General features: G+C 41.7%; 26 protein-coding genes. 10 read left to right on the forward strand and 16 right to left on the reverse strand.

Annotated features, from left to right (window positions below; translation table 11 throughout):
• Positions 1-28 precede the first annotated feature (28 nt).
• The 4 genes from J4N22_RS04160 (at position 29) to J4N22_RS04175 (ending at position 5,359) form a co-directional block, all read left to right on the forward strand.
• Positions 29-1,465: a complex I subunit 4 family protein gene (locus J4N22_RS04160; protein ID WP_207492437.1), complete on the forward strand. Its 1,437-nt coding sequence runs from the start codon at positions 29-31 to the stop codon at positions 1,463-1,465.
• Between the two features lie 18 nt (positions 1,466-1,483).
• Entirely contained in the window at positions 1,484-2,851 is a 1,368-nt protein-coding gene (locus J4N22_RS04165) for an NADH-quinone oxidoreductase subunit N (protein ID WP_207492438.1), read from the forward strand.
• 158 nt (positions 2,852-3,009) lie between these two features.
• Positions 3,010-4,284: an ABC transporter permease gene (locus J4N22_RS04170; protein ID WP_207492439.1), complete on the forward strand. Its 1,275-nt coding sequence runs from the start codon at positions 3,010-3,012 to the stop codon at positions 4,282-4,284.
• Positions 4,285-4,411: 127 nt separating this feature from the next.
• On the forward strand, positions 4,412-5,359 hold the full coding sequence (locus tag J4N22_RS04175; RefSeq protein WP_207492440.1) for a M48 family metalloprotease: 948 nt from the start codon (positions 4,412-4,414) through the stop codon (positions 5,357-5,359).
• 58 nt (positions 5,360-5,417) lie between these two features.
• Here the strand turns inward: J4N22_RS04175 and J4N22_RS04180 are convergent, their stop codons facing one another.
• From J4N22_RS04180 to J4N22_RS04210, 7 genes are all read right to left on the reverse strand, one after another.
• Positions 5,418-6,887 (reverse strand): NAD(P)(+) transhydrogenase (Re/Si-specific) subunit beta, encoded by a 1,470-nt coding sequence (locus J4N22_RS04180; protein WP_207492441.1) that lies wholly within the window; start codon positions 6,885-6,887, stop codon positions 5,418-5,420.
• A gap of 21 nt (positions 6,888-6,908) precedes the next feature.
• The gene (locus J4N22_RS04185) at positions 6,909-7,229 is read right to left on the reverse strand and encodes an NAD(P) transhydrogenase subunit alpha part 2 (RefSeq protein WP_207492442.1); all 321 of its coding nucleotides are present in this window, start codon (positions 7,227-7,229) and stop codon (positions 6,909-6,911) included.
• Between the two features lie 9 nt (positions 7,230-7,238).
• On the reverse strand, positions 7,239-8,360 hold the full coding sequence (locus tag J4N22_RS04190; RefSeq protein WP_207492443.1) for a Re/Si-specific NAD(P)(+) transhydrogenase subunit alpha: 1,122 nt from the start codon (positions 8,358-8,360) through the stop codon (positions 7,239-7,241).
• Between the two features lie 163 nt (positions 8,361-8,523).
• The gene (locus J4N22_RS04195; RefSeq protein ID WP_207492444.1) at positions 8,524-9,321 is read right to left on the reverse strand and encodes an O-methyltransferase; all 798 of its coding nucleotides are present in this window, start codon (positions 9,319-9,321) and stop codon (positions 8,524-8,526) included.
• Positions 9,322-9,333: 12 nt separating this feature from the next.
• Positions 9,334-9,846 (reverse strand): dihydrofolate reductase, encoded by a 513-nt coding sequence (locus J4N22_RS04200; protein ID WP_207492445.1) that lies wholly within the window; start codon positions 9,844-9,846, stop codon positions 9,334-9,336.
• 187 nt (positions 9,847-10,033) lie between these two features.
• A complete protein-coding gene (locus tag J4N22_RS04205; RefSeq protein ID WP_207492446.1) occupies positions 10,034-10,828 on the reverse strand; it encodes a thymidylate synthase in 795 nt (264 codons plus the stop codon).
• 136 nt (positions 10,829-10,964) lie between these two features.
• Entirely contained in the window at positions 10,965-12,149 is a 1,185-nt protein-coding gene (locus J4N22_RS04210) for a proline dehydrogenase family protein (RefSeq protein WP_207492447.1), read from the reverse strand.
• A gap of 133 nt (positions 12,150-12,282) precedes the next feature.
• On the opposite strand from J4N22_RS04210, the gene J4N22_RS04215 reads away from it, so the two are divergent.
• The gene (locus J4N22_RS04215) at positions 12,283-12,834 is read left to right on the forward strand and encodes an acyl-CoA thioesterase (protein ID WP_242692057.1); all 552 of its coding nucleotides are present in this window, start codon (positions 12,283-12,285) and stop codon (positions 12,832-12,834) included.
• 186 nt (positions 12,835-13,020) lie between these two features.
• On the opposite strand, the gene J4N22_RS04220 is transcribed toward J4N22_RS04215, so the two are convergent.
• Positions 13,021-13,791 carry a lysophospholipid acyltransferase family protein gene (locus J4N22_RS04220; RefSeq protein ID WP_207492448.1) on the reverse strand — a complete coding sequence of 257 codons (771 nt, stop codon included), beginning with the start codon at positions 13,789-13,791 and terminating at the stop codon, positions 13,021-13,023.
• Positions 13,792-13,920: 129 nt separating this feature from the next.
• On the opposite strand from J4N22_RS04220, the gene J4N22_RS04225 reads away from it, so the two are divergent.
• A complete protein-coding gene (locus tag J4N22_RS04225) occupies positions 13,921-14,649 on the forward strand; it encodes an SIMPL domain-containing protein (protein WP_207492449.1) in 729 nt (242 codons plus the stop codon).
• Positions 14,650-14,772: 123 nt separating this feature from the next.
• Positions 14,773-15,429 (forward strand): hexitol phosphatase HxpB, encoded by a 657-nt coding sequence (gene hxpB, locus J4N22_RS04230; RefSeq protein ID WP_207492450.1) that lies wholly within the window; start codon positions 14,773-14,775, stop codon positions 15,427-15,429.
• A 14-nt stretch (positions 15,430-15,443) separates the two neighbouring features.
• Here the strand turns inward: hxpB and J4N22_RS04235 are convergent, their stop codons facing one another.
• A complete protein-coding gene (locus tag J4N22_RS04235) occupies positions 15,444-16,682 on the reverse strand; it encodes an ABC transporter permease (RefSeq protein ID WP_207492451.1) in 1,239 nt (412 codons plus the stop codon).
• Between the two features lie 146 nt (positions 16,683-16,828).
• On the opposite strand from J4N22_RS04235, the gene J4N22_RS04240 reads away from it, so the two are divergent.
• Together J4N22_RS04240 and J4N22_RS04245 are read left to right on the forward strand one after the other, a co-directional pair.
• Entirely contained in the window at positions 16,829-18,112 is a 1,284-nt protein-coding gene (locus tag J4N22_RS04240) for a type IX secretion system plug protein (protein ID WP_207492452.1), read from the forward strand.
• A gap of 10 nt (positions 18,113-18,122) precedes the next feature.
• Positions 18,123-18,527 (forward strand): hypothetical protein, encoded by a 405-nt coding sequence (locus J4N22_RS04245; RefSeq protein ID WP_207492453.1) that lies wholly within the window; start codon positions 18,123-18,125, stop codon positions 18,525-18,527.
• A 59-nt stretch (positions 18,528-18,586) separates the two neighbouring features.
• Here the strand turns inward: J4N22_RS04245 and J4N22_RS04250 are convergent, their stop codons facing one another.
• The 7 genes from J4N22_RS04250 to J4N22_RS04280 form a co-directional block, all read right to left on the reverse strand.
• Positions 18,587-19,000, reverse strand: coding sequence for a hypothetical protein (locus J4N22_RS04250; protein WP_207492454.1), 414 nt, complete (start codon positions 18,998-19,000; stop codon positions 18,587-18,589).
• Between the two features lie 206 nt (positions 19,001-19,206).
• Complete coding sequence (locus tag J4N22_RS04255) at positions 19,207-21,399, reverse strand: glutamine synthetase III family protein (protein WP_207492455.1); 2,193 nt, start codon at positions 21,397-21,399, stop codon at positions 19,207-19,209.
• A 176-nt stretch (positions 21,400-21,575) separates the two neighbouring features.
• Positions 21,576-22,580 (reverse strand): hypothetical protein, encoded by a 1,005-nt coding sequence (locus J4N22_RS04260; protein ID WP_207492456.1) that lies wholly within the window; start codon positions 22,578-22,580, stop codon positions 21,576-21,578.
• 248 nt (positions 22,581-22,828) lie between these two features.
• Positions 22,829-23,479, reverse strand: coding sequence for a response regulator transcription factor (locus J4N22_RS04265; RefSeq protein WP_207492457.1), 651 nt, complete (start codon positions 23,477-23,479; stop codon positions 22,829-22,831).
• A gap of 53 nt (positions 23,480-23,532) precedes the next feature.
• Positions 23,533-24,351 carry a sensor histidine kinase gene (locus J4N22_RS04270; protein ID WP_207492458.1) on the reverse strand — a complete coding sequence of 273 codons (819 nt, stop codon included), beginning with the start codon at positions 24,349-24,351 and terminating at the stop codon, positions 23,533-23,535.
• A 19-nt stretch (positions 24,352-24,370) separates the two neighbouring features.
• Entirely contained in the window at positions 24,371-24,916 is a 546-nt protein-coding gene (locus tag J4N22_RS04275; RefSeq protein ID WP_207492459.1) for a hypothetical protein, read from the reverse strand.
• A 163-nt stretch (positions 24,917-25,079) separates the two neighbouring features.
• On the reverse strand, positions 25,080-25,508 hold the full coding sequence (locus tag J4N22_RS04280) for a hypothetical protein (RefSeq protein WP_207492460.1): 429 nt from the start codon (positions 25,506-25,508) through the stop codon (positions 25,080-25,082).
• 335 nt (positions 25,509-25,843) lie between these two features.
• Between J4N22_RS04280 and J4N22_RS04285 the strand changes: the two genes are divergently transcribed.
• A complete protein-coding gene (locus tag J4N22_RS04285; RefSeq protein ID WP_207492461.1) occupies positions 25,844-26,503 on the forward strand; it encodes a response regulator transcription factor in 660 nt (219 codons plus the stop codon).
• Positions 26,504-26,667 lie beyond the last annotated feature (164 nt).

The raw sequence follows: 26,667 nt of genomic DNA on the forward strand, positions 1-26,667 counted from the left end.
AGCCTTAGCAGGCACACAACATATAAATATGATTCCTGTTTTATTGATATTGATCCCATTGCTGACTGGTGTAGTTGCTTTCTTCATAAAAGAAGAACGCTCTGTGAAAGCCTGGGCTTTGTTGAGTGCGGTGGCTACATTGGCAGTTGCCTTACTTGCGGTTTTCACCAAAGCAGCAGCACCATTGAATTTTGATGCTAAATGGTTACCTGTTCTTGGAAGCAGGTTTACGCTTTCGCTCGATGGAATGGGTAAAATGCTTGAACTTTTAACAGCGGTTTCTTTCCCAATCATTTTTGCGGCTACATATAAAAATCATTACAAAAGCAGCAATGCCTTTTATGGTTTCATGTTATTGTCGCAGGCTGGTTTGATGGGCGTATTTGCTGCAGGCGATCTGTTATTATTCTACTTCTTCTGGGAACTTGCTCTTATTCCTGTTTATTTTCTTTGTTCTAAATGGGGAGGAGAAAGAAGAATACCTGTAACCTTCAAATTCTTCATCTACACGTTCCTCGGTTCATTGCTAATGTTGGTAGCTATACTGTTTGTATACTACAAAGCAGGCGGTAATTCATTTAATATAGATGTGCTACGTGCGGCTGTACTTACACCATCACAGGAGAACGTAGTGTTCTGGATGTTCTTTATAGCTTTTGCTATCAAGATGCCGATCTTTCCTTTCCACACATGGCAGCCTGATACTTACGAGCAGGCACCTACTGCAGTTACCATGGTGCTTAGTGCCGTTATGGTGAAAATGGGTGTTTTTGCAGTTATTCGCTGGTTACTTCCTTTAGCACCTGCGGCATCTGTTAACTATGCTAATGTAGTGATGATACTGGCTGTGATTGGTATGATCTACGCAAGCCTTATAGCCATAAAGCAAGATGATATGAAACGTCTTGTTGCGTATTCTTCTATTGCACACATTGGCCTAATGGGCGCATCTATGTTTACTGGCGAAGCTATAGGTATGCAAGGTGTAATGTTCCAGATGTTTGCACACGGCATAAATGTATTGGGATTGTGGATAGTGGTAGATGTAATAGAGCAACAGTTAGGCACACGCAAATTCACTGAACTGGGTGGACTTGCTCAAAAAGCACCTACACTTGCTATACTTTTCGTAATCATGGCTTTGGCCAATGTAGCCTTACCGCTAACCAATGCCTTTGTTGGTGAATTCCTGATGTTCAACAGCTTGTTTAAGCACAATATCATTCTTGCCGCTGTTGCATGTATCAGCATCATACTTGCTGCTGTATACACACTATGGATGGTTCAAAAGGTATTCTACGGTGAAGTAAGAACATCTGAAATGCCGGAGATCAAATTGCATTCAGGCACAGCTTTGATGCTTATAATACTGGTAGCGGTGGTGCTTGTATTTGGCGTATACCCGCAGCCAATGTTCGACCTGACAAACGATACTGTAACAAAAATATTGGCTCAACTAAAGTAGCCACCTGTATAGGTAATTATGAATATAATAGTACTTTCTGCGATATTAGGTGTGCTGATGATGTACAGCGGCATCTTTATTAAGAACAAGTCGGCATTTAGATTAATAGCTGCTGCCGGCATGGCTGTGTTGCTGGGTTTCAATATTGCTGAAACATATGGTTATTCATTGTTCAACATCAATACCCGCTTCTTCCTTAGCTTCGAAAGGTTTGGCCTGCTGTTCAATTCCATCTGTATTTTTAGTACAATGGTTTATGTGCTGGTAAGCGGAAGAGACATTGAGAAGTTGGGCAGGTATACAGCTGAAGCTTATGCGCTGTTATTCTTCATTATGGTAGGTATTGGTATCATTACTTCTTACACCAACCTGCTGATGCTGTTCATAGGAATAGAAATTGTTTCAATTCCACTTTACATTCTTACCGGCTTTGACAAACGCAATCTTAAGAGCAATGAAGCTTCATTGAAGTACTTTTTGATGGGTGCGTTCTCAACGGGTATCATGGTAATGGGAATTGCCCTGTTATATGGTGCTACAGGTTCTTTTATGATCAACATCCCACGTGTTGGTTTATCTTACCTGGAAGCTATGGGTTTGCTCATGCTATTTGTTTCTTTGCTGTTTAAAGCATCTGGTGCACCATTTCACTTCTGGACACCTGATGTATATGATGGAGCTCCCACTGTATTTACTTCGTTCATGGCTACTGTAGCCAAGGTTGCCATTTTTGCTGCATTCATAAAGCTGATGGAAGCAAAGTACCATGGAATGGGAAGCCAGACTGAAAGACTGATTTCTATTGTTATCGTACTTACGCTTGCATTTGGAAACCTGACCGCTGTATTCCAGCAGAGTGTAAAAAGAATGCTTGCTTACTCCAGTATTGCGCAGGCAGGTTTTATGTTGTTTGCTTTATATGCAGTAAATGATGCTGCAAAAGAAGGTCTGCTACTTTACGCTGCTGCATACACACTTGCTACTATTGGCATCTTTGCAGTGTTAGCTAAAATGGATGATCAAACCTATGAAGGGTTCAATGGCTTGAGCAAAAATCACCCGGTGATTGCAGGGGTATTGGTTGTATTCTTATTGTCATTGGCAGGAATTCCATTAACTGCAGGTTTCTTTGCAAAATATTTTATGCTTGCATCAGTAGTAAAAGCTGGTGGCAACTTAACACTTGTTGTACTTGGGGTTTTGTTTGCTGCAGTAAGTGTTTACTATTATTTCAGGGTTATTCAGGCTATGTACTTCAAAGAAGGAGATTCTGCATTGGCTTTAAAAACAACAGCCGGGTTTAAATACATTATGGTAGCAATAGCAGCTATTATTGTTCTGCTAGGTGTTTATCCTGATGCATTATTGCATTTCTTCTACTTCTAAATGATTGGCCAAATATTTTGAAAAGCATCTCCATATAGGGATGCTTTTTTTATACCAGCTAATTTTACTGGTGTCAAATAGACGCTTCGTGCCATTCATCAATGGCTAACAGAAGTCTTCCACACCATTCACTATCTTAGAGCACGCAAAAACCCTTCATGAAGTTCCGCGATATTCTTGCACTCTCTTACCGTACCGTTTCCAGCAATAAACTACGAACAGGTATAACTGTAGCTATTATTGCTTTTGGTATCATGGCATTGATAGGTATAATTACCGCCATCCAGGCAATGAACCAGAGCATCTCAGAGAATTTTACCATTCTTGGAGCCAATGCTTTTAGTATAAGGTACAAAGCACGGCAGGTAAATATTGGCGGAAACCGCAGCCAGGTGTCGCAGCGCAAAAAAGGACAGCCACGTGAAAAGACCTCTAACCTTGGGCAATACATTACATACGAACAGGCAAAATCCTTCAAAGAGAATTTCCATTTTCCTGCTTTGGTAGGATTACAATTGCAAAGCACAAGCAGTGTCGTTGTAAAGTATGAAAGCAAAGAAAGCAACCCAGATATAAGAGCTATTGGCGGTGATGAAAATTTCCTTGTCATCAATGGCTACCAGGTTTCTTCCGGAAGAAATTTCAATTCCTTAGATGTAGAGTCCGCCAGGAATGTAGGAATGATTGGGTATGATGTTGCGAGTTTGCTTTTTCCGCGGAACCCTGATAACGCTGTTGATAAAATAATTCGGGTTGCTAATGTGCCTTATCGTGTGATTGGCGTGCTCAAACCAAAAGGTTCCAGTGCATTTTTAAAGATGGATAAAGTATTTGTGACGACGCATACCAACATCCGCAAACTGCCTAATCCATCAGCTACTTACAGCATCAATGTAATGGTAGATGATATGACACGTATGGATCCTGCTATAGGTGAGGCTACGGGTACACTACGTGGTGTTCGCCGGTTGAATGTTGCAGATGCAGATAACTTCTTTATAGATAAAAGTGATAGCGTTGCAGCCATTATGATCGGCTTGCTGGCCAGCATCTCCGGCTCTGCAGGCGCCATTGGTTTGATAACGCTTATTGGTGCAGCTATTGGTCTCATGAACATTATGCTGGTAGCAGTAACCGAACGAACCAAAGAAGTAGGATTGATAAAAGCATTGGGCGGTACACGCAAAAGCATTCGCAACCAGTTCCTTTACGAGTCCATTATCATCAGCTTGCTGGGAGCAGTGTTCGGTATCATCCTGGGTGTACTGGTAGGAAATCTATTTTCGATGATGCTGGGTACCGGCTTCGTAATTCCGTGGGGTTGGGTAATTACGGGTATCATCATCTGTACCATTGTTGGATTAGGTGCAGGGTTATGGCCTGCATTCAAAGCATCTAAGCTAGATCCCATTGTTGCGTTGCGGTACGAGTAGAGCCTGTCGTAGATTTTCTTTTTGCACCACCACCTGCCGTTAATTGTTAGTTATTGAATATGCTTTAATGCTTCTGTAACATCAAAAGATCCATATTACAGCAAGTACTTTTAAAGACTTGCTGAGCATGAAAAAGATAATTGTTGGTATAGGCCTGTTTATAGCATGTAGTTCTTCATCGTACAGCCAGGAAAAATGGAAGCTGTACGACTACCACCAGGGTAGTTATATCAATACAACTGTTACCTCCTTTACTTCTGCCGAGGATGCACGGCATATCATTGAAAGCATTATTGCTGTAATAGGGCTGCAGCCTAAGTTCGAGATCAAAGAAGCAAATATTCCCAATGCGGCCGCTGTTATCTATGGTAGCAAACGCTATATTTTATACAATCCAAAATTTGTTGCTGCACTTAATAAAGCGGCAGGTAACCAGTGGGCGAGTGTAAGCATACTGGCGCACGAAATAGGACATCACTTGAACGGTCATACACTTGAGGCTGGTGGTAGTAGACCTCCCATAGAATTAGAGGCAGATGAGTTCTCAGGATTTGTTTTACGCAAGATGGGTGCTACGCTGGCAGAGGCGCAGGTAGCAATGAAAGTAGCAGCCGGTCAACGTGCTTCTCATACACATCCTGCGCAGGCTGATCGCTTATACGCTATTGCGAAAGGTTGGAACAACGCCAACAAAATGGAAACAGCTAGTGGAAGTGATGTAGCACGGGTTTACAAAACACCTGCACCAAGCATGCCTGCAACTACACAAGAAAGAACATCTACCCAACAACGTGATGTTGCTACCACAACCATGGCTATTGATAAACGTTACATAGCTAAAAAAGCATATTTCGCTGCTGACCCTTCATCTACCTATTTTGTAACTGTACGAAACAACCTGGTGAAGGTGAACGGGAACAACCTGCAGGTTATAGGGAAAGTTGCTCAATCCAACAGCCAGTTATACCCGCACGTGATCTATGACGAAAACCAGAACCACCTGCTTATAAGTCGCTCCGGAAGCATCGTTAATACCGATGGCCGGAGAGTAGGACAACTAACAGACATACGCTAAAAACATAAAGGTGTACTTGTCGGTACACCTTTTTTATTAAATGATAAGCTTGATTTGTTTACATCTCCTTCAGCTCTGCTACCAGCTTTTGCAACACAGCCTTAGCATCTCCAAATAGCATTGAGGTTTTAGGTTGAAAGAATAGCATATTCTCAATTCCTGCATAACCAGGCTTCATGCTTCGCTTGTTTACTATTACATGTTTTGATTGCTCTACTTCCAGGATGGGCATACCATAAATAGGAGAGGCAGGATCTGTTTTAGCCGCAGGGTTAACCACGTCATTGGCTCCAAGAATAAGCACCACATCGGTGCTGGTAAACTCATCGTTTGCCTGCTCCATTTCCAGTAACTTCTCATAGCTAACATCAGCCTCTGCAAGCAATACATTCATATGCCCTGGCATACGACCCGCCACTGGATGTATAGCGTATTTCACTTCTACACCACGCTCTTCCAGCATCTTTTCCAGTTCATGGCATACGTGCTGCGCCTGTGCTACAGCCAATCCATAACCAGGTACAATCATCACTTTAGATGCATAAGCCATAACAACTGCTGTATCATTTAGCGTGATCTCTTTTGTAGTACCACCACCAACTGAAGCAGTAGCGCCTGAAGCCGCAGTGTTTCCTCCGAATGCTCCAAGCAATACATTCAGCAAGCTTCGGTTCATAGCCTTACACATAAGAATGGTAAGCAAAGTACCCGCAGCACCTACCAGTATACCACCAGTTAGCATCACCTGGTTGTTGTACAAGAAACCACCACATGCCGCTGCTACACCCGTGAATGAATTAAGCAGGGAGATCACTACCGGCATATCTGCACCACCTATCGGGAAGACAAACATCACCCCGTACAAGAGAGATAATGCTGCAATAGCATAAAAGAAGTAAACATGTACAGATGATATTCCTGTAGCTCCGGAGGCAACATCTGTGGTAGGAGTGGTGGCAATAAAATATGCAGAACCTACAACGAGTAATCCGAGTAACAGCAGGTTAATGTACTGCTGACCTTTATAAACAAAGTCTTTTACTGAACCGTTCAGTTTACCCCATGCTACCATACTTCCTGAAAAGGAAATACTGCCGATCACCAAACCTGCTATAATGATCAATACATGGAGATGGCTGACATCGGCAGTTAGCGAATAAAATCCACTTTCTGTTACCGGTGCATGATCTACCAGGTGCTTAAATTCTAAAACCGATATAAGCATAGCACATGCGCCACCCATACCATTGAACAAGCTCACCATTTCAGGCATAGCTGTCATTTTCACACGCCTGGCAGCTATGGTTCCTACTACAGTACCAAGTATCAATGCGCCAAAGATCCAGCCGTAGTTCTGCAGCTTCACCCCATCTTCTTCATAAAGAAAGATGGTACCAAAAATGGCAATGGTCATACCTGCAGCGGCAATCAGGTTACCACGCTTAGCCGTATCAGGATGCGAAAGCATCTTCAAACCAAGGATAAAGGTGATAGAACCTATTAAATATATTATTGCTAATAAAGTCATGTGCGGTGGGGAGTTTATCTGTTAACTTCTTTTTCCTTTCTTTTTGTTGAACATACTGAGCATCCTGTCTGTCACCACGAATCCTCCTACCACATTCAGTGTACCTAGTACTACTGCCAGGAAACCTATGATAAGTGCCAGGTAGTTTGTTTCATCCACTCTGCCCATTACTATGATAGCACCTATTATCACCACACCATGAATGGCATTGGCTCCACTCATCAATGGCGTGTGCAGTACGCTTGGTACACGGCCAATCACTTCTACACCTAAAAAGATGGAGAGAATGACGATGTATACCATCTCAATATTATCAGCAATCCAACTTATGATTGTTTCCATACTTGTTTATTATAATGATGCTTTTACACGGTCGTTCACAATGTTTCCGTCAAAGGTTATGCAGGTTCCTTTTACCAGGTCATCATCCCAGTTCAGGTTCCACTTTCCTTCTTTATCGATCATAAGCGCCAGGAAGTTCATGATGTTTTTACCATACAATTTGCTGGCATCCGAAGGCATGCTTGCTGGAAGATTGCTATTACCAATGATGGTTACTGAACCATGACGTATGGTCTCATTATTTTTTGTAAAAGGAGTATTGCCACCTGTAGCTGCAGCAATGTCTATGATAACTGATCCTGCTTTCATACTTGCAAGCATCGGTTCAGTGATAAGGATAGGTGCTCTTTTACCTGGTATCTGGGCAGTAGTAATAACAATGTCAGCTTTGGCTATTGCTTCGGCTATACGCTGTTGTTGTTTTTGTTTGTACTCTTCTGTTTGCTCTACAGCATATCCACCCGCTGAAGAGGCATCGGCAGCGCCTTCCACTTCTACGAACTTTGCCCCAAGGCTCATTACTTCTTCCTTCACGGCAGGGCGTGTATCAAATACTTCCACTACTGCTCCTAAACGCTTGGCAGTAGCAATAGCTTGCAGGCCCGCAACACCGGCTCCTAGTATCAGCACCTTAGCAGGTGATATACTTCCTGCCGCTGTCATCAGCATAGGAAAATATTTAGGATAGGTATTAGCAGCTACCAACACAGCACGATAGCCAGCTATATTGGCCTGGCTACTCAGCACATCCATGCTTTGTGCACGGGTGGTGCGTGGTATCATATCCATACTAAACGTTGTTAGACCTTTAGATGCCCATTGCTGAATTACAGAAGCATTGTACAAAGGCTGGTATACACCCAATGCCACTTTACCATTATTCAGCTGTTGAAGATCTGCATCCTGCAGCAAGTGGATGGACAACAATACATCACTTTGCTGCAGTACTTGCTGCCGGGTTACCACAGAAGCACCAACAGTTGAGTAAGTAGTATCATCACTGAATGCATTATCACCCGCAGTTGTTTCGATCAATACATTTACCTGTTTCTTTACAAGTGCCTGTACCTGCTCTGGTAACAACGATACTCTTGTTTCGCCAGGTGGTTCTTTTAGTATTCCTATCGTCATATTATAAACGTTGCGAATGAAATTATCCTCTTTTAAAGAAACTGCAAAATGCGAAGCAGCAATGGGTTAAAAGCTGATGTTTATCACAAAACGACCTAACACCAATTTGAATAAAACTACGCAAACGATTACGGATGCAGCAAATAGAAACTGCGGCAGATAATTAGTAGCGGATGGCGAAGTGCTGCGGTATCAATTGTTCTTTTCTAAAGAAAACAATGCCGATAAAAAAAAGATCGATGGTAAGCGTAACAGAAGAATGATGTTGAATATAATGCCATGCTTCTTCCATCTCTTTACTCCAATGAATATCGTCGAAAATGAAGATGGAATATTCATTTGCTTTGGTAAGCAACATTTCAAAATAACGTATGGTTGGTTCTTTTCTATGGTTGCCATCTACAAAACCAAGATCAATAACAGGAAGCCTTTGCAGCAGCGGCTCGAGTGTCTCATCAAAATTGCCTTGAACCAGTTCTATATTTTGCAGGCCCAGCTTCTTGAAATTTTCCAATGCTACTTTGGCTACTTTGCCAGAGCCTTCCATTGTAAAAACTTTAGTTGCAGGGTTTGCCGATGCCAGGTAGCTGGATGTAAGGCCCAGTGATGTTCCTAACTCAACCACAGTAGCAGAAGAATAATATTTCACCATACGGTGCATAAGCTGGCCATACTTTGCTGGCTTCAGTGCAGTGCGTGCTATACTTCCTACTTTTCTTGTATTGGATTTTGTAACGGTAGATCCGGCACCAAAATCTTCTATCTGAAGCACACGGTCATCTTGCTTTAGCTGCCTGCGTAGCTGCTCTATTTTTTCAAAAGCTACAGGTTTGTTCTTATCGTTCAGCAACTGCGTTATAAACTGGAAGACAAAAGGGGAGTGCATGCCGTGCCCTTTGCTGTTAGAAGCAGTGGCATAGTAATGCAGGTATTTTTTTAATAGAGTAAGTGCTGAATACATGGCTGGTAGGTTCTATTCAACACTAAAAGGAATGATGCGTTCCCATTTTTCAATGGTGAAATCATAAGCATGTTTCTCGTCTTTGGCTACATCTCTTTGCTCCACCAGTTTCCATTGTTTTTCATCAATAGCCGGGAAGAAAACATCGCCAACTAATTCTGTATGCACCCGCGTCATGTAAATCTTCGATGCATGGTCCATCACAAGAGAAAATATTTCACCGCCACCAATAACAAACGCCTCTTTACAATCTGTTTTTCTTGCTAGTGTCAACGCATCTTCCACCGAAGCGGCTACTTGTACACCTTCGCTGCTCCAGTCTTCTTGCCGGGTAATGATAATATTCACCCTGCCTGGCAGCGGCTTACTATTCATCGATTCATAAGTCTTGCGACCCATTATCACCGGCAGTCCCCAGGTAGTGTTTTTAAAAAACTTCATATCGGTAGGCAGGTGCCATGGCAACTGGTTGCCTATGCCAATAGCATGATTAGTAGAAGCCGCAACAATTAGTGATACAGTCAATGACAGTTGTTTTACTGGTAGAAATTGAAAGGTATTTTTTGGTAGCCGGCAGTATATCGTTATTCATCCCCGGTTGTGTCACTCACTTGTACTGGTATATCTTTTATCAGCAAACAGGCATCATAACTCACCTGTACATTGTGATGAATGCGCGGCAAAACTAACTGCTGCAGCCGGCAATCTGAAATTAAACTGCTACCGGTGCTTTTATAGCAGGATGCGATTGATAGTTTTCTACAGTTATATCTTCAAAAGTGAAACTGAAGATGTCTTTCACGTCAGGATTAAGCCTCACTTGCGGAAGCGGGAAAGGAGTACGTGTAAGTTGCAGTTGCGCCTGCTCAATATGATTGTTGTACAAGTGCACATCGCCAAACGTATGTACAAAATCTCCTGGCTGCAGGTCGCACACCTGCGCCATCATCACAGTCAGCAATGCATACGATGCTATATTAAACGGTACGCCAAGAAATACATCTGCGCTGCGCTGGTACAACTGGCAACTCAGCTTTCCATCGGCTACATAAAACTGGAACAATGCATGGCAAGGCATCAACGCCATCTGCGACAACTCTCCCACATTCCAGGCACTTACAATGATGCGCCGGCTGTCGGGGTTGTTCTTTATCTGTTGTACTGCCTCAGCAATCTGGTCTATTACTTTACCATCGGCACCTTGCCAGCTGCGCCACTGCTTGCCATATACCGGCCCCAGTTCACCATTCTCATCAGCCCATTCATTCCATATGCTCACACCATTTTCGGTAAGGTATCGCGTATTGGTTTCACCTTTCAGAAACCACAGCAACTCATGAATAATACTTTTCAGGTGTAGCTTCTTGGTAGTCACCAGCGGAAAGCCTTCCTGCAGGTTAAACCGCATCTGGTATCCAAACACACTGGTAGTACCCGTACCTGTACGGTCTGTTTTAGAAGTGCCATTATCTATTATATGCTGAAGTAGCTGTAGGTATTGTTGCATGGCTGCAAATTACAACGTGCAGGTTTAAGATGTAGCTACAGCAGGAGAGTGTGTGCAGAAGGTGGAAAAGCCGGGGAGAATAGGAGAGAGAAACTACGGTAGTCTTGAAGACTACCGTAGTTTTAATATATTAATATTACCCTTTCCGCCTTTTCAATTCCTTCTTTATCAGGCTAAGTTCCCTGCTGGTTTGGCCGGCAACGCTGGTATTCTCCTGCGCACGGCGCATCAGGTAAGGAATCACATCTTTTATAGGTCCAAAAGGAACATATTTACTTACAGAACAACCAGCCTTTGCCAAGTTAAAAGTAATATGGTCGCTCATGCCCAACAACTGCGAGAAGTGCAGGTGAGGATGTTTAAGAGAATGACCTTTTTCTTCCATCAGCTTTACTGCAAGCAGGTTACTATTCTCGTTATGCGTAGCTACAATGCATGCTACTTTATCAAGACGGTCAATGCAATACTTTACTGCAGCATCATAGTCCCTGTCGGTGCTGGCTTTATCTGGCTGTATAGGCGAAGGATAGCTATAGGTTAATGCCCTATCTCTTTCTTTCTCCATGTACGCTCCACGAACCAGTTTTATTCCAAGTACAAAACCTCGTTCCTGGGCGATGCGGTATGAAACATCCAGGAAATGCAGCCGGTCGTGGCGGTATAGTTGAATAGTGTTATAAACAATAGCTTCCTCCTGGTTAAACTCCTCCATCATCTCCATGGTAAGTTTATCTATTGGATCTTGTATCCAGCTTTCTTCAGCATCTATTAGTACACCTACTTTTTTCTCTGCTGCCACACTGCATATCTGGTACATCCTTTCTCTTACCCTATCCCATTCTTCATTCTCTGCTTCATTGTCGTGCACACCTGACCGTAAACGAGGTGCTTCATTCAGTGCTTCTAATAATCCAAACCTGGAGAGCCCGGTAACTTTTATGCTGATATAGGGAATGTGTGGTTGCGTTGCGGCATAATTCACCACCTTGATGAACTGTTGAGTAGCTTTGTCAAAATTTTCTTCACCTTCTTTTCCTTCTACGCCATAATCCAGTATCACCTCTACGTTATACTTATCCAAAGTATTGGTCACCTTACTGGTTTCTTCCAATGTTTCGCCGCCTACAAATTGTTTGAAAATAGTATTCCTGATAATCCCATTTATAGGTAAACCTGCATCAAGTGCCCACGGGGTAAGCTTGGTGCCAAGCGACACCAGCCAGGGATAGTCCATACTTTTAAACAACAAATGCGCTTGCTTCAGTTCACTTGTTGATTTATAGGCAAACGCATTCTCAGTATTATCGAAAGAAATATTCATGGCAAGATAAATTGCACGCGAATATCGGAAAGGCGGGTTTAACTAAAAAATCATATGTAGATGATAGATGTCACCCGGAAAGGTTACGTTATCAGGAAAAGATCATTTGTATTTTCAATGCATTCACGGCTTGATGAGCAAACCAATACCTTTGCCCGAAAACGACCAAATGCAAGCGAAGAAAGCTAGTGATAGTTTTACTATCATGAACGAAATAGTGCTTCCCAACGACACTAATACTTTTGGAAACCTGATGGGAGGACGATTGATGTACTGGATGGATATTGCAGCCGGCATAGCTGCGGGCAAACATTGCAATTTTCCAAGTATGACTGCCAGCGTAGATAACCTGTCTTTCAAGAACCCGATCAAGTTGGGCAACGTAGTACATATAGAAGCCAAAGTATCACGCGCTTTTACTACCTCTATGGAAATTCACCTGATGGTTTGGGGAGAGGACCTTTTGCACCAATATAAGTACGAGAGCAATGAAGCCTTTTTCACATTTGTGGCTCTTGACCCATACAATAAACCTCGTCCTGTACCGCAACTGATACCTGAGACTGAAGATGAAAAACGTATTTACGAAGGCGCCCTCAGGAGAAGGCAAGTACGACTTATACTAGGCGGAAAGATGAAACCCGATGATGCGAATGAGTTGAAGGCGCTTTTTATTAAGCCGTAGTTGGGGGTGGTGGGTTGATAAGTTGATAGGTTGATTGGGTTGATAAGTAACGAATGACTAGTACTGAGTGATTAGTGATGACTTTCAAGTGATCACTAATCACTCAATTGATTATAACAATATTCATAATGACTTGAAGCCACAACCTTAAACCTTAGACATTCAACCTTAAACCTCAAACTCCTCCTACTTATCCTGTTCGTTTATTTTATGATGCTTGCCTTTTAGCATGAAGCGTTTGCTTTGCTCTATCGCATCCATGACCTGTTCCAGTATTTCATCCACCGGTTGGTTGGCATCGAAACGCATTGGTTCTTTAAAACGAACAGATATGGTAGATCCCCTTTTCTTGAAGGTGAGGCCTTTCTTAGTGAATGCTCTCCAAAAGCCATTGATGACAATCGGAACTACGATGGGATTGTGTTTTTGAATAATGTAAGCGGTACCTTTTCTTCCAGGTGCAAATGGTTTGGTAGTGCCTTGCGGAAAAGTAATTATCCAACTGGTAGAAAGCGCATCAGTTATTTTACGCGTATCAGATGGATCCAATCCTCTTCTTACTTCTTTACCTTCCGAACGCCATGTACGTTTTACTGTAAGTGCGCCTGCCAGTTTGAAAAGTTTGCTGATCCAGCTGCCATTCATTGTTTCTTCGGCAGCTACATAATATAAGTTGGTGAATGGATTAAGCAGGTAATAAGGAACACCCAACCTGTTTCGTTTGCGCCACTTTACTGCACAAAAAATATGTAGGAAAGTAATGACATCCGCAAAGTAGGTCTGGTGATTGCTAACGAACAGAACATTATTCTTAGGAAGCTTTTCTAAATGTTCAGTGCCTTCTATCTTCAGCTTATTGATGATAGCTAAACCCGGGTAAGTAATGATGCCTACAACAGCATAAACTATTTTGCGAATGATCTTTACGTGCTTTAATCTGTCGGAGAACGAACTCATCTAATTTATTTTAGCAATCTTTAAGCGGTGCAAAATAAGGAATGTAAATACATTGTTAAGAACCGTTTTCAATTAATTCTTTGTATGTAATTGTCTTCTTAAATGAATCCATCTATCAAATTACTTAGTATGAAAAAGATTTTCCTCTTATTACTGGTTTGTTCACAATTGATAACGTTGCGTGCTAACAGCCAGGATGCCAACAGGCAGAAAACAGTGAACGTAAGCGGTACCGCCGAAATGGAAATTGTTCCGGATGAGATATATGTACATGTAGAGCTGCGTGAATATGATAAAAAAGGTGGAAGCAAAGTGGACATTGATAAGATCAAGAATGATTTTCTAAAGGCGGCCTTGGCTGTTGGCATTCCTGAAACGGATCTTTCTGTGCAAGGATACCAGGGCTGGGATGGCAACCAGTGGTGGTATAAAAAGAATAAGAAAAAGAACCCTGACATGAAGGCAAGCATTACTTACCAGGTGAAGCTAGCAAGTACAAGAAAGATGGATGAGCTGGTGCAAAAACTAGATGATGAAGCCACTCACAATTTTTTTATAGCTCGTGTATCTCACAGTAAAATCCAAGATCTGAAAAAGCAGTTGAAGATACAGGCTGTAAAAGCCGCTAAAGAAAAGGCCATTTATCTTTCTGAAGCCATTGGCGAAAAAGTAGGAGATGCTATCAGCATCAATGAACCAAACGAAGTGCAGTTTCATCCACAGCCAGTATATGCTAACAGGATGATGGCGCAGGAAGCAACCATGGCCGCTGATTTTCGTGCACCTTCATCGCCTGAAATAGATTTCAAAAAAATGAAGTTGAAATTTGATGTTCATGTTACTTTCTCTTTAAAATAATTTACAACCTAACACTTGGCCGCTGTACTGGTACAGCGGCTTTTTTATGTAAAGAATTTAAATACATCATCGTCCGTCTAAAGTGAAACCTCCGCCTATCTTTGCCGCCACAAATAAGAGGGCATGGAGTTGAATACAGTAATATTTGATATGGATGGACTGTTGATAGACAGCGAGCCATTGTGGAGTGAGGCAGCGGATGAGGTACTGGGATATTATGGTAAGAAACTTACTAAAGCCGAATATGCCCAAACTACCGGGCTTCGCACCAGCGAGTTCGTAAGCTGGTGGCTCCGCGATTATAAATTTGATGATAAAGAACTAAAGAACGCAGCTGAGCAGATAATACAGGTGGTAACACAAAAGATCATACAAAAGGGGCAGCCTATGCCCGGTATCAAATACATATTTGATTTCTTTTCTAAACGTGGTTATAAGATTGGTATAGCTTCCTCTTCACCATTGGAGCTGGTGAAGACGGTTGCTGATATGCTGCAGGTTAGTCGTTATGTAAAAGCAATAGCATCAGCAGAGCATTTAAATTATGGTAAGCCTCACCCGCAAGTGTATTTAGATTGTGCAGCCTCACTTGGTTCATCACCATTGGAATGTGTTTGCTTTGAAGATTCTGTAAATGGAATGATAGCCGCCAAAGCAGCGCGTATGAAATGTGTAGTGGTACCTGTAGCCTCTATGTCAAAAGATGAACGATGGAGTTTGGCAGATCTTAAAATATCATCGCTTCAAAACTTCAGCGAGCTGCACATAAACCTGTTGTAGGTTTGGTACAAAAACTACCTGAACTGTATGGCTTTAACCGGTTGAATATTTCTTACCAAAAGGGTAGGAAATATAAGTGAGAGGAAACATACCACGACAGTACCTATACACACCAGCAGAACCTCCCACCATATAACTTTTACTGGTGCAGTGGCTACATAATATGCTGTTTCATCCAGGCTAATAAATCCTGTGTACTGCTGTAAGAGGGCCAATCCAACACCAGCCAATAATCCAAAGCCAACGCCAATGAGCGTTATATAAGTAGCGTGAAAAAGAAACAGTGTTTGAATGGTGCCATCAGGTGCACCAATGGCTTTTAAAATGCCCACCATTTTTGTTCTTTCCAATACCAGTATCAGCAGGCATGTCACCAGGTTGATGATCGCTACAATTGCCATCACAATAAATATCACATCCCTGTTCACATCCTGTATGCCCAGCCAGTCAAATATGTTTGGATAAACTTCTTTTACCGTACGGCTGATCCAGCTGGTAGGCAGCGTTTCATGCTCGTTGATAAGAAAACTCACACTGTCCATTTGCCTGTAATCAGATAAAAAAACTTCATATCCACCTACTTGGTTGTTCTGCCAGTTATTTAGTCTTTGTATCAACCTAAGATCACCGATAGCAAATAGTTTATCGTATTCTTCAATGCCTGTTTTGTAAATGCCGCTAATACGCATCCTCCTGAAATTGCTGCGTCCGCCTCCCGGGTCAATGAAGTAAATGCGGATACTGTCATTCACTTTAAGTTCCATTTGTTCAGCTATAGGAGCAGAAAGTACAATGTCGCGGCTATACAGGCTGTCGGTAAAAGATGGCCATTCGCCTTCGCGTAAAAAATCTTGCAGGTGCTGAAAATTATAACCTGCTTCTACACCTTTGAAAAGCAATCCTTCAATATTGCTTTCATGTTGCAGTACTGCGCTTTTCGTTGCAAAGGTCTGAACGGTTTCTACACCAGGCATTCCTTTTACAATTGCTATGGCTTCATTATTTGTTTCTAACGGACTTTCTTCAGCTACCAGCGCTTTATTTGGCTCGTATTGTTGCAGGCGAACATGCCCCCAAAAGCTGAAAACTTTCTGGCTCACCGTTTCCTGGAAACCATTCACAAATGCCAGCGTAATGATCATTGCAGCCACACTAACAGCAGTGGCTACCGTAGCAAGTCGTATGATAAATCTTGAAAACGATTTTTGAGAATTGAAAGCAATGCGGCGGGCTATAAACAGCGCTATATCCAATCGGGCATAATTTAGTTAAATCAAAGCTACATTCCGGCAACCACCCGGCAAAATGAATTGCCTGCACTAAGTTTGTTATGGTGTTTGCCACCAATATTATTCATTAGTCGTAAGTTAGTCGTTGTACACCCATTAACAATTTTTACATGAAGCGATTGCTACTTCCCTTTATAGTGTTATTTACTTTCACGTCCGTAATGGCTAATCAACCAGACCAAGTGTTGATGCCAAACATTACGGGGGTAAAGGTTTTCCAGGTAGGCAACCAGCTTGGATATCCTATCATAACGCTTAATAGTGGCGAGCAGCTTGAACTTCATTTTGATGATTTGGATGCACGGGTAAAAAATTACTTCTATACTTTTCAGTTGTGTAATGCAGATTGGACACCGGTAAACCTCAGCACTTTTGACTACCTGCGTGGCTTCAGCCAGGTAAGGCTTAATCAATATAGGGCTTCCGCACTTGCGCTTACACGTTATATACATTACCAGGCTACACTGCCCGATAGAAATTGCGTACCTACCCGCAGTGGAAATTATTTGCTTAAGGTGTTTCTTGACGGCGACACAAGCAAGCTTGCATTTACCAAAAGAGTATTGGTAGTAGAAAAAATTGCAGAAGTAGGAGCACAGGTGTTACAGCCTTTCAATACCGACCTGTTTCGTACGCACCAAAAAGTACAGTTTGTTGTAAACAAAGGACGACTGAACGTGGTAAGTCCTGTTCAGCAGATAAAGGCAGTTGTGCTGCAGAATTACAGGTGGGACAATGCTAAGATGAATATTACACCAACTTTTGTAAGGCAAACAACGGTGGAATTTAATGCAGAGAATGATGCCGTTTTTCCTGCCGGTAAAGAATTCCGCTGGGCAGACCTCCGCAGTTTCCGATTGCAAAGTGACCGTGTAAAAACTGCTGATTATGGTAAAACAGCTACCAATATTTTCATGCAGCCTGACCCGGAAAGGAATAACCAGCGTTATATCAATTTCAGAGATTTCAATGGTTTCTATTTTACTGAAACTACAGATGTACCTAACCCATGGTGGCAGGGAGATTACGCATCGGTGCATTTCACTTTTGTGCCAAATGAAAACCAGCCATATCCAAATAAGAAAGTATTTGTAGTTGGTGAAATGAACCAATACAATGTTCATGATACAGCCGCTATGATTTATAATGCTGATAAAGGAGTTTACGAGAAGACGTTGTTCCTGAAGCAAGGATATTATTCGTACACCTACGTAACCAAAGATGCAGGTAATAGGAGAGGTCGTATAGAATCGGAAACTACGGATGGCAATTATTGGGAAACAGAAAATGATTATACGGTACTTATTTATTACCGTTCGTTAGCTGGCAGGCACGATGAGCTGATAGGCATAACCACAGTAAACTCTCTTAACAGCCGCCGGATCGGGTTCTAAACTTTAAATTATGAAGCAGCTATTTATAATACTATTGGTATTGTGCAGCTTGGGTACAAAGGCGCAAAAAGTTGATAGTATATTCTTCAACCTGTATACCGATAGCCTGAAAAAAGGCGTGCACAATTATATAAATGTAGACGGCAAATTGAGCAATGGCAGTTTCTTTCCACTTACCAGCAGTGAGATCAGTTTAAGTAGTTCTTATGGCAAGTGGGATGGTAACAGCCTTATAATTGATAGCGCTTACAAAGGTGATTCTGTAGTGATAACCGCTGTGTTAAAAGATAGGCCTGAGGTAAAGAAGCATATTACCATCTTCATTAAGAAAGTAGAGCCTGAGTTCATCCTTAAGTCGGAGCAAGAATTGATGGAAGGTTGGCGAAGAGGATCAAGAAAAAAGAGCAAAGAATAAAGCATAATAAAAGAGGCATCCTGGGATGCCTCTTTACGTTTTCAATAGGGATCAATGTTTTAGTTCCGGTTTTGCCATTGACCTTGGCCACCTTGTCCACCCTGGCCTCTTTGTTCTCTCATTTTACGCATGTTCTCGTAAAATGCATTCAGCTTTATTTGCTGTTCTTCATTCAATATGGTCTTGTATTTTGCCTGGCGCTCAGCTTCCAGTGCTTCCATCTTTTTCTTCTTATCATCTTCTGACAGGTCCTGGCTCATTCTTACTTCCCTTGCCTTGCTTTGGAATTCTTGTTGGATAGCCACTACAGAATCAGTCTGTGCATCAGTTAGTTTCAGTTCAGATTTCAGCCTCTCTTTCATCATTTCATTCATCTGGCCGCCACGAGCTCTTCCGCCACGCTCGCCAGTTTGTGCCATCACCGATCCGGCAGTTAATGCCAAAATGCAGATCGCAAAAAACATCTTTTTCATTTCAGGTTGTTTTAGTTGTTATCGTTTTTACTAATTCTAATATATGTAGATTTTATAAGCAGGTGTAGCTACTTCAAATATTATCGGTAGAAACAAAGGCATTATAGATAACCAACTTCTTTATTGGTTTAAATATCATGTAAATAAATAACCCCGGCTTCTTATTTGAAACCGGGGTTCTCATGTGTATAGGAAGGAAATAAAAACTATCTAAGGAACAGCAGCTCCCTGTATTTAGGAAGTGTCCATTCTTCATCAGCTACCAATAGTTCAAGTTTATCTACATGGTACCTGATCAGGTCAAAATATTTATCCTTTACTTCTGTTTGGTAGGAAATAGCTTTCTCACGTGTATCAGCTATGTTGTTGCTCACCTTGCGCGCTTCTACCATTTGCTCTACATTATACCTGATCACAGATATATGTTCAGATATCTTTTCAAGCATGGTTAGCTGCGTACTGTACAATGCATGGTCAATTCCAAGATCTTTTAACCCACGTACGTTAGTGATCAGTTGGTTCTGGTAACGGATAGCTGCAGGAAGGATATGATTGGTTGCCAAATCACCCATTACACGCGCTTCTATCTGTACTTTCTTAATATACTTTTCAAGTTCTATCTCGTGGCGCGCTTCCATTTCTGATTCGCTATACACACCATTGGTAGTAAACAAGTGTTTTGCTTTTTCAGAAATCATAGCATCTAGTGCCAGTGGAGTAGTCTTGATATTAGGTAGGCCACGCTTTTCTGCTTCTACTTCCCAATCATCGCTATAACCATCTCCTTCAAAAAGTACAGCTTTACTTTCTACTATATACTTCTGGATGATGTGCATGATAGCCACTTCCTTTTTATCACCTTTCTCTATCAAAGCATCTACATCTTTCTTGAAGGTGCGAAGGGTATCAGCCATGATGGTGTTCAGAACCGTCATTGGGTTACCACAGTTAGCAGAAGAACCAACAGCGCGGAATTCAAATTTATTACCGGTGAAAGCAAACGGAGAAGTACGGTTACGATCGGTATTGTCTAAAAGAAGTTCAGGAATGCTGCGATGAAGGTCCAGCTTCAGGATAGCTTCATCCTGCTCGTCAAATTTCTCACCTACACGTCCTTCAATTTCACCCAGTACACGGCTCAGGTATTCACCCACAAAAACTGAAATGATAGCCGGAGGCGCTTCGTTGGCACCAAGCCTGAAATCGTTACCTGCACTGGCTATTGCAGATCTTAAAAGTCCAGAATAATCATGCACCGCTTTGATCGTGTTTACGAAGAAAGTCAGGAACATCAGGTTGGTCTTTGGCGTTTTACCAGGAGCCAAAAGGTTGACACCGGTATCAGTAGCCATACTCCAGTTGTTGTGCTTACCACTACCATTGATGCCTGCAAAAGGCTTTTCATGCAGCAGTACCCTAAGCTTATGACGCTTCGCAACACGGCTCATTACATCCATCAGCAGGGTGTTGTGGTCTACTGCCAGGTTCACTTCTTCGAATATAGGAGCACACTCAAATTGCGCTGGCGCAACCTCGTTGTGACGGGTACGTAATGGAATGCCTAGCTTATAACTTTCAGCTTCAAAATCGCGCATGAAGGCGTAAACACGCTCAGGAATAGAACCAAAATAATGGTCGTCTAACTGCTGGCCTTTAGCGGGTGCAGCACCATAAACTGTACGCTCAGTAAGCAGCAGGTCAGGACGGGCATTAGCCAAAGCCTCATCTATTACAAAGTACTCCTGCTCCCAACCAAGGGTAGCGGTTACTTTAGTTACATTTTTATCGAAATAGTTACAAACTTCTACTGCGGCTTTATCTAAAGCAGCAAGTGCCTTCAGCAATGGAGCTTTGTAATCAAGACTTTCACCTGTATAGGCAACAAAAATGGTAGGAATACAAAGAGTTCTGCCATGGCCGATTTCCATGATGAATGCAGGAGAAGAAGGATCCCAGGCAGTGTAGCCACGGGCTTCAAAAGTTGCTCTCAATCCTCCGCTTGGAAATGATGATGCATCTGGTTCCTGCTGTATCAGTGCTGCTCCGTCAAATTCTTCAATGGCGGTGCCATCACTTTTTATTGTAAAAAAGCTATCATGCTTTTCAGCTGTTGTTCCTGTAAGTGGCTGAAACCAGTGCGTGTAGTGCGTTACACCTTTGCTTTCTGCCCAAGATCTAAGTCCTGCAGCAATCTGGTTTGCTACAGCACGATCAATCTTTTTACCACCCCTGATACTTGCGTTCAGACTTTTGTAAGCCTCATCGCTCAGAAATTCGCGTGCTACTTTTTGCGTAAAAACGTTCTCTCCAAAAATTGCGGTAACCTTAGTACTTGGCCCAACTTCTACACCACCTGATCTCTTGTGGTAGTTGTTGATTGCTTGAAATCGAAGCGACATGAAATGATTTTTTTGTAGAGCAAAAGAACATGACAAAAAGCTAATCAACAACTTTTTTTTGCTTTAGGAGCAAAATCTGCAGGTGAAAAGGACTTCAAAGAATGTGTTCCTCGCTAAATATTGAGCAATAATCAATGGAACGGTGAAATAAAGTATGTATATAAATAAAGGTAATATTATTTCTTATTTGCCTGCATTGCTGCTGCAAGTAGTGGGGCTAACAAGAAAGGTAAAGCGAGGCTTCTATACCTGACCACAGCACCAGAAAATGTAATCGTATATCCTGCAACCAGTAAAAGAGAGATAGCAAAGAAGATGAGACTTAATGAGAAAGGGGAGAAGTTGATGCGCTTCCACCTAATTAAAACAAAGAGTATGAGCAGGCTCACAGCAACTATTTCAAGTATCGCAGGTATGTAGCTAAAGTTTCTAAACTCTGTTAGGTGTGGGCGAAAAAAGGCTATATCAATTGCCGTAGGCAGGTAGGATATAAAACTTCCTATGTCTGGCCGTAATGGCTGAACTGCTAATTCTGACCCTCCCTGCAGGTTGCTGAATTCATGCTGTTTTGAAACAATAAACGCCGGGAAATCAGCGGCGGGATGAATATGTGGCGCAATAAAAAATATAGCAAGACCTAGTAAATAGATGGCAGCAAATAACACCACTTTTTTACCTGGATAGCACGTAGATAACCATCCTGCCAGTAGTGCTGGAATAAGTGCGAGGGCTACATAATTTCTAAGGACGAAGATTAATAGTAGGTAGAAAAGCATGCAAAGCCAATCCACAAGCCTGAAGTGTAATTGCAGCCTGTTGTAAAAGGTATAGAGCAGCATGCCTACAGCAGAAAGTATCAAACCATCTTTGTGGATGCCGCTGCACCAAAACAGCGTGGACGGCAGCAGGAATAACGGGATAAGTAACACCCACTTGTTAACCTGGTAAATTTTTTCCATTAACCGGTAAAGCGCCACCAGGCCAAAAAAGTACAAAAAGTTGAAGAGGATGATGTTGGTGAAATAACTGTCATTGGTTATCACGTTCATCACCGCCATAAGCTTCACCGAAATATTACTCTTCAGGTCATTCCAGTAGCTGTCCTTTCCACTAAAGATGCCGCCTGTATGAGTGTATCCATGAACAAAAAGATCTTTAGTAAAAGCAATGGGGTCTGCCAACAACCATTTTTTTTCTTCTAAGCTAAGCCGATAAAATCGCCAGGTATCAGAACCTGCGTGGTAACGTGGTAGCCGGTAAAAAAGAGCATAAGCTATACCGGCCAATACTTTTATAAGAAAAAGAGATGGGACAACCCAACGAGGAAGAGAAACCTTTTTGAAGAACGGAATTATGTGGATACTATATAGGCAGAGGAGTAAGTAGAATATAAAAATGGCTATTTCCAATCAGCAGTTGTTTCCGTTGTTTAGTCAATCAGGTTGTGCTTCACAGCATAGAAAACAAGACCGGCGGTATTCTTCAATCCAAATCTTTTGATCAATCGTTCTTTGATACTTTCTACGGTCCGCGGACTGATGTTCATTTTTTGGCCAATCTCCTGGCTGGTAAACTCCATACAGATATAGCGCATTACATCTCTTTCTTTATCAGATACGCCATGTTCATTATTTAATGAAAAAGCTGCCTTTGCCTTGTTGTGCGATTTTTTAATCAGTATCCTGTTCACAAAGTTGTTGAGGTAATAGCCTTTTGCAACAACTTCTGTAATGGCTTTTTTTATTTCTACAGGATCTGTGCTTTTTAGCAGGTAGCCGTTTGCACCATTTTCCATCAGGTGTATCACAAAGTGTTCATCTTCGTGCATGGTCAGCACCAAAATGAAAATGTCGGGGTAGTGTTTGCTGATATGCCTCGTAGTTTCTATTCCATCTTTTATGGGCATACGCAGGTCCATCAATATTACATCAGGCTTGGCTTCATCTAATTGTTCCAGCAGTTGCTGGCCGTTTTCCGCCTCCAGTACAAACTTTATATTATTATAATGACGCAATGATAGTATCACACCTTTTCGAAAGATCTTGTGATCGTCTGCTATTGCTACTTTGATATCTCCCATAAGCCGGCCAAAGATAATATTATCATCTTTATATATCGGTGGATAAAAAGTGGCTAGCGTTCATCAATATCGCGTGGAATGTCAATGGTAACTTTAAAGAAAGATTGAGAGGTGTCTTCTTCATATAATATATCACCATGTATCACTTTCAGTCGGCTCTGTATGTTCTTCAGTCCAAGACCAACATTACTTTTTGATAACCTTTCAAAATCATCCTGTGTCAGTCCCCGGCCATCGTGGTGTAACCTGATCAGCATGTTCTCTTCGCCTTTATGCTGGGTGAGGTGAATAAAACTAGAGTTGCTATGCTTCAGGATATTATTGATCAACTCCTGGATGATGCGAAAAACAATAAGTTCTTTTTCGGGACGTAACCTGATCTTATAATCATGGAAACGGCAGTTTACATTAAGTGAGCCAGAGCCATTGATCTTTTGAAAAAAGTCGTTGACAGCACTCTCCAGTCCAAAATTCTTAAGCGTGGGTGGCATCAGGCTGTGAGAGATATTCCTGATCAGCTGAATGGTTTCATCAATGATCTGCTTGGCGCTGAAAATAGATTGTAGCTGTTGCGACTTGTCCTGGTTCACCAGGTTTTCGGTCAGGTATAGGCGGGCGGTGGCCAGTAGTGGACCTGCGTCGTCGTGAAGATCAGCCGCAATGCGTTGCCTTTCTTCTTCCTGCAGTTTAATAGAGGCACGTAATAATACCTTTTGCTGTTCAGCTTCCATTTGTTGCATCTTAAGCTGGAAGCGGATGACACGGCGCTGGTGAAAAATGATAAAAACGATCAGGGCAATAGTTAACAACAACATTCCCAATGTGCCAAATAGGAGCGTTGAAGTAAAGACGGATGATTGGAGGGGGATCATAAAAGCAGCCGGGTGTTCTTTAGGTTAGATGGAATTTTTTACGAGGCTGTGGGTTGCTTTTCATTGACATAGCAATAGAAAACATCACTGTTTTTATGAAAAGAAAAACGAAATTAAGAACGTAATATTCTGCCTGCTCTTCTTTAGTAAGATTATTAAGTAATGAGAAAAGGAAGAAGGTGCCAGCAATGTATACTAAGTACCCAGTAACTATCCAGAAGTAACGGTTAGTATAAGGGGCCGCATCTAAAGTTTTGAGCTGACGGTAATAAAAAACTATGCAAAAAGCCAACAGAATGAAGTAGCCGACTTTAATCGCCTCGTCAATGAAGCTTTTTGTACCCTTAGTGGCAAATAGAAATGACCAATAGCCAGCAAATAAAATGAAGCCAGCCAAAATATATCTGTCAATATTTTTGACCTTTAAAATCTTTCGGAAAAAGTAGAGAACACAGGAGGTTTCAACTAATAAAAACAGATTGTAGAAAATAAGATTGGCCCGTCCTTGTGAAATAAGATAAAGCCCCAAAACATCAGTTGCAAAACCAACAACAACTAAAAACAAAATTACCTGTATTGCTTTATCATTGATCCTTTGCTTTGAGATCAGGTAAAACAATACAGGTAAAATCTCTGTATAAACAACAAAATGTGTTATCGTTTCAGCCAGGTTTATCGGGAAGTGGTTTGGCCCAAATATATAGATTATATCGAACCGACTAAACTTCTTACTTCTCTGTTGAAGTATACCAGCCTTCTGATGTTGGTTCTTCTGTTCCGCAGTATGGAGGGCAGCTTCTAACTTTATCAGCTACAATACCTTTCCTGTGAATCAGTTCACCATTGTCGCCAACAGTTGTATAATTCAAAACGTTTTTGCCGTTGGCATCTACACCAACCAGCACCAGTTGTTTCAATCCTAATTCGTTCAGTGCATAAAACATCCTGATTCCTACAACACCTGGTTGAGCCAAGATTGCTTCAATCATGTTGCGACCCATGAAGTGGGCTAGAATGTCGTCAGGATTTTGATCGTGATAAGCTTTGATCATCTTGGCGCCTTTCTCGTAGCCAATGTCTTCGCCAACTTCTGCGGAAAATCCTTTTTTCTGTTCGTAAACTTTGCCTTTTACAACGTAAAGTTCAGTGTCCATCATAGTGGTAGTTTTTGGGGTTATTAGTAGGAATACCTGTTAAATGTCTCCACGAACAATTTTTTCCACAACAGGTGAAGTAACTGGTAAACAATCATTACTTTGACTGGAATTGTTGATAGTAAAGGGTTTCACCGGAAATTATTGTCAATGAAAATATCTAAAAAAGAGTAAAAGCGCGATGGTTAGACCGTAAATTTACTATGGCAAATATGGTGGTTTTTCTATTACAAACCTTTTTTACATAGAAATTGTACATGGTATTACCACGAATTTTCCTGAATGTGGAAAAGAAAATTTTTGATGATCCTTTATTCAGAACCTAATCCTTAAGACAAATGGCAGGTGACAGATTAATAAATGTGGCTATTGCAGATGATCACAAAATCTTCCGGGATGGCATCCGTATGTCTTTGAAGTATCGCGATTACATCAAAATCTTATGGGAGGCTGATGATGGTAAGCATATGCTTCACAAACTCAAGATCAAAACTCCTGACATATTGTTGATGGATATACAAATGCCTGAGATCAATGGGCTACACGCCCTGCAGCTGATCAGGAAGGAGTATGAAGACATCAAGATAATCATCGTGAGTATGTACGATGACAAGGAAACCATAACCAAGATGATGGAGTATGGTGCCAATGCTTACCTGTCTAAAACAAGTGATGCTGAGGAAATTTATAAGGCTATCATCTCCTGCATGAATGAAGATTTTTACTTTAACGACCTGGTAAATGCGGCAGTCCTACTAAAACTTCAACATCGCCGAAAGGTGCGCCGGTTCTATCCTTCCTCGGTTAATTTCAATGACAAGGAGCTCAAGATCCTGAAGCTTATCACTGAGGACAAAACCACGGAAGAGATTTCAGAGAACGTTTTTCTTAGCCCCCGAACAGTTGAGACCATCAGGCAGAATATGAAATCAAAAGTGGGCGCAAAAACAATAGCAGGATTGGTGATGTACGCTATGCGCAATAAGTTGGTTGAATAAAAAAGCTGACATTTCTGCCAGCTTTAAAAAAATACCAGTAGCCGTAGCTACATGCAAGGGAGTAAAACTCTGCAACACTCATTACTGGTGCTGCAGGTGATCTTTATATAGGATAATGTAAAGCTTGTCTTGTTTTGATGTGTTGGTTCTTGATTGGAAAAGGA

This window comes from Aridibaculum aurantiacum (genome assembly GCF_017355875.1).
Lineage (GTDB): Bacteria > Bacteroidota > Bacteroidia > Chitinophagales > Chitinophagaceae > Segetibacter > Segetibacter aurantiacus.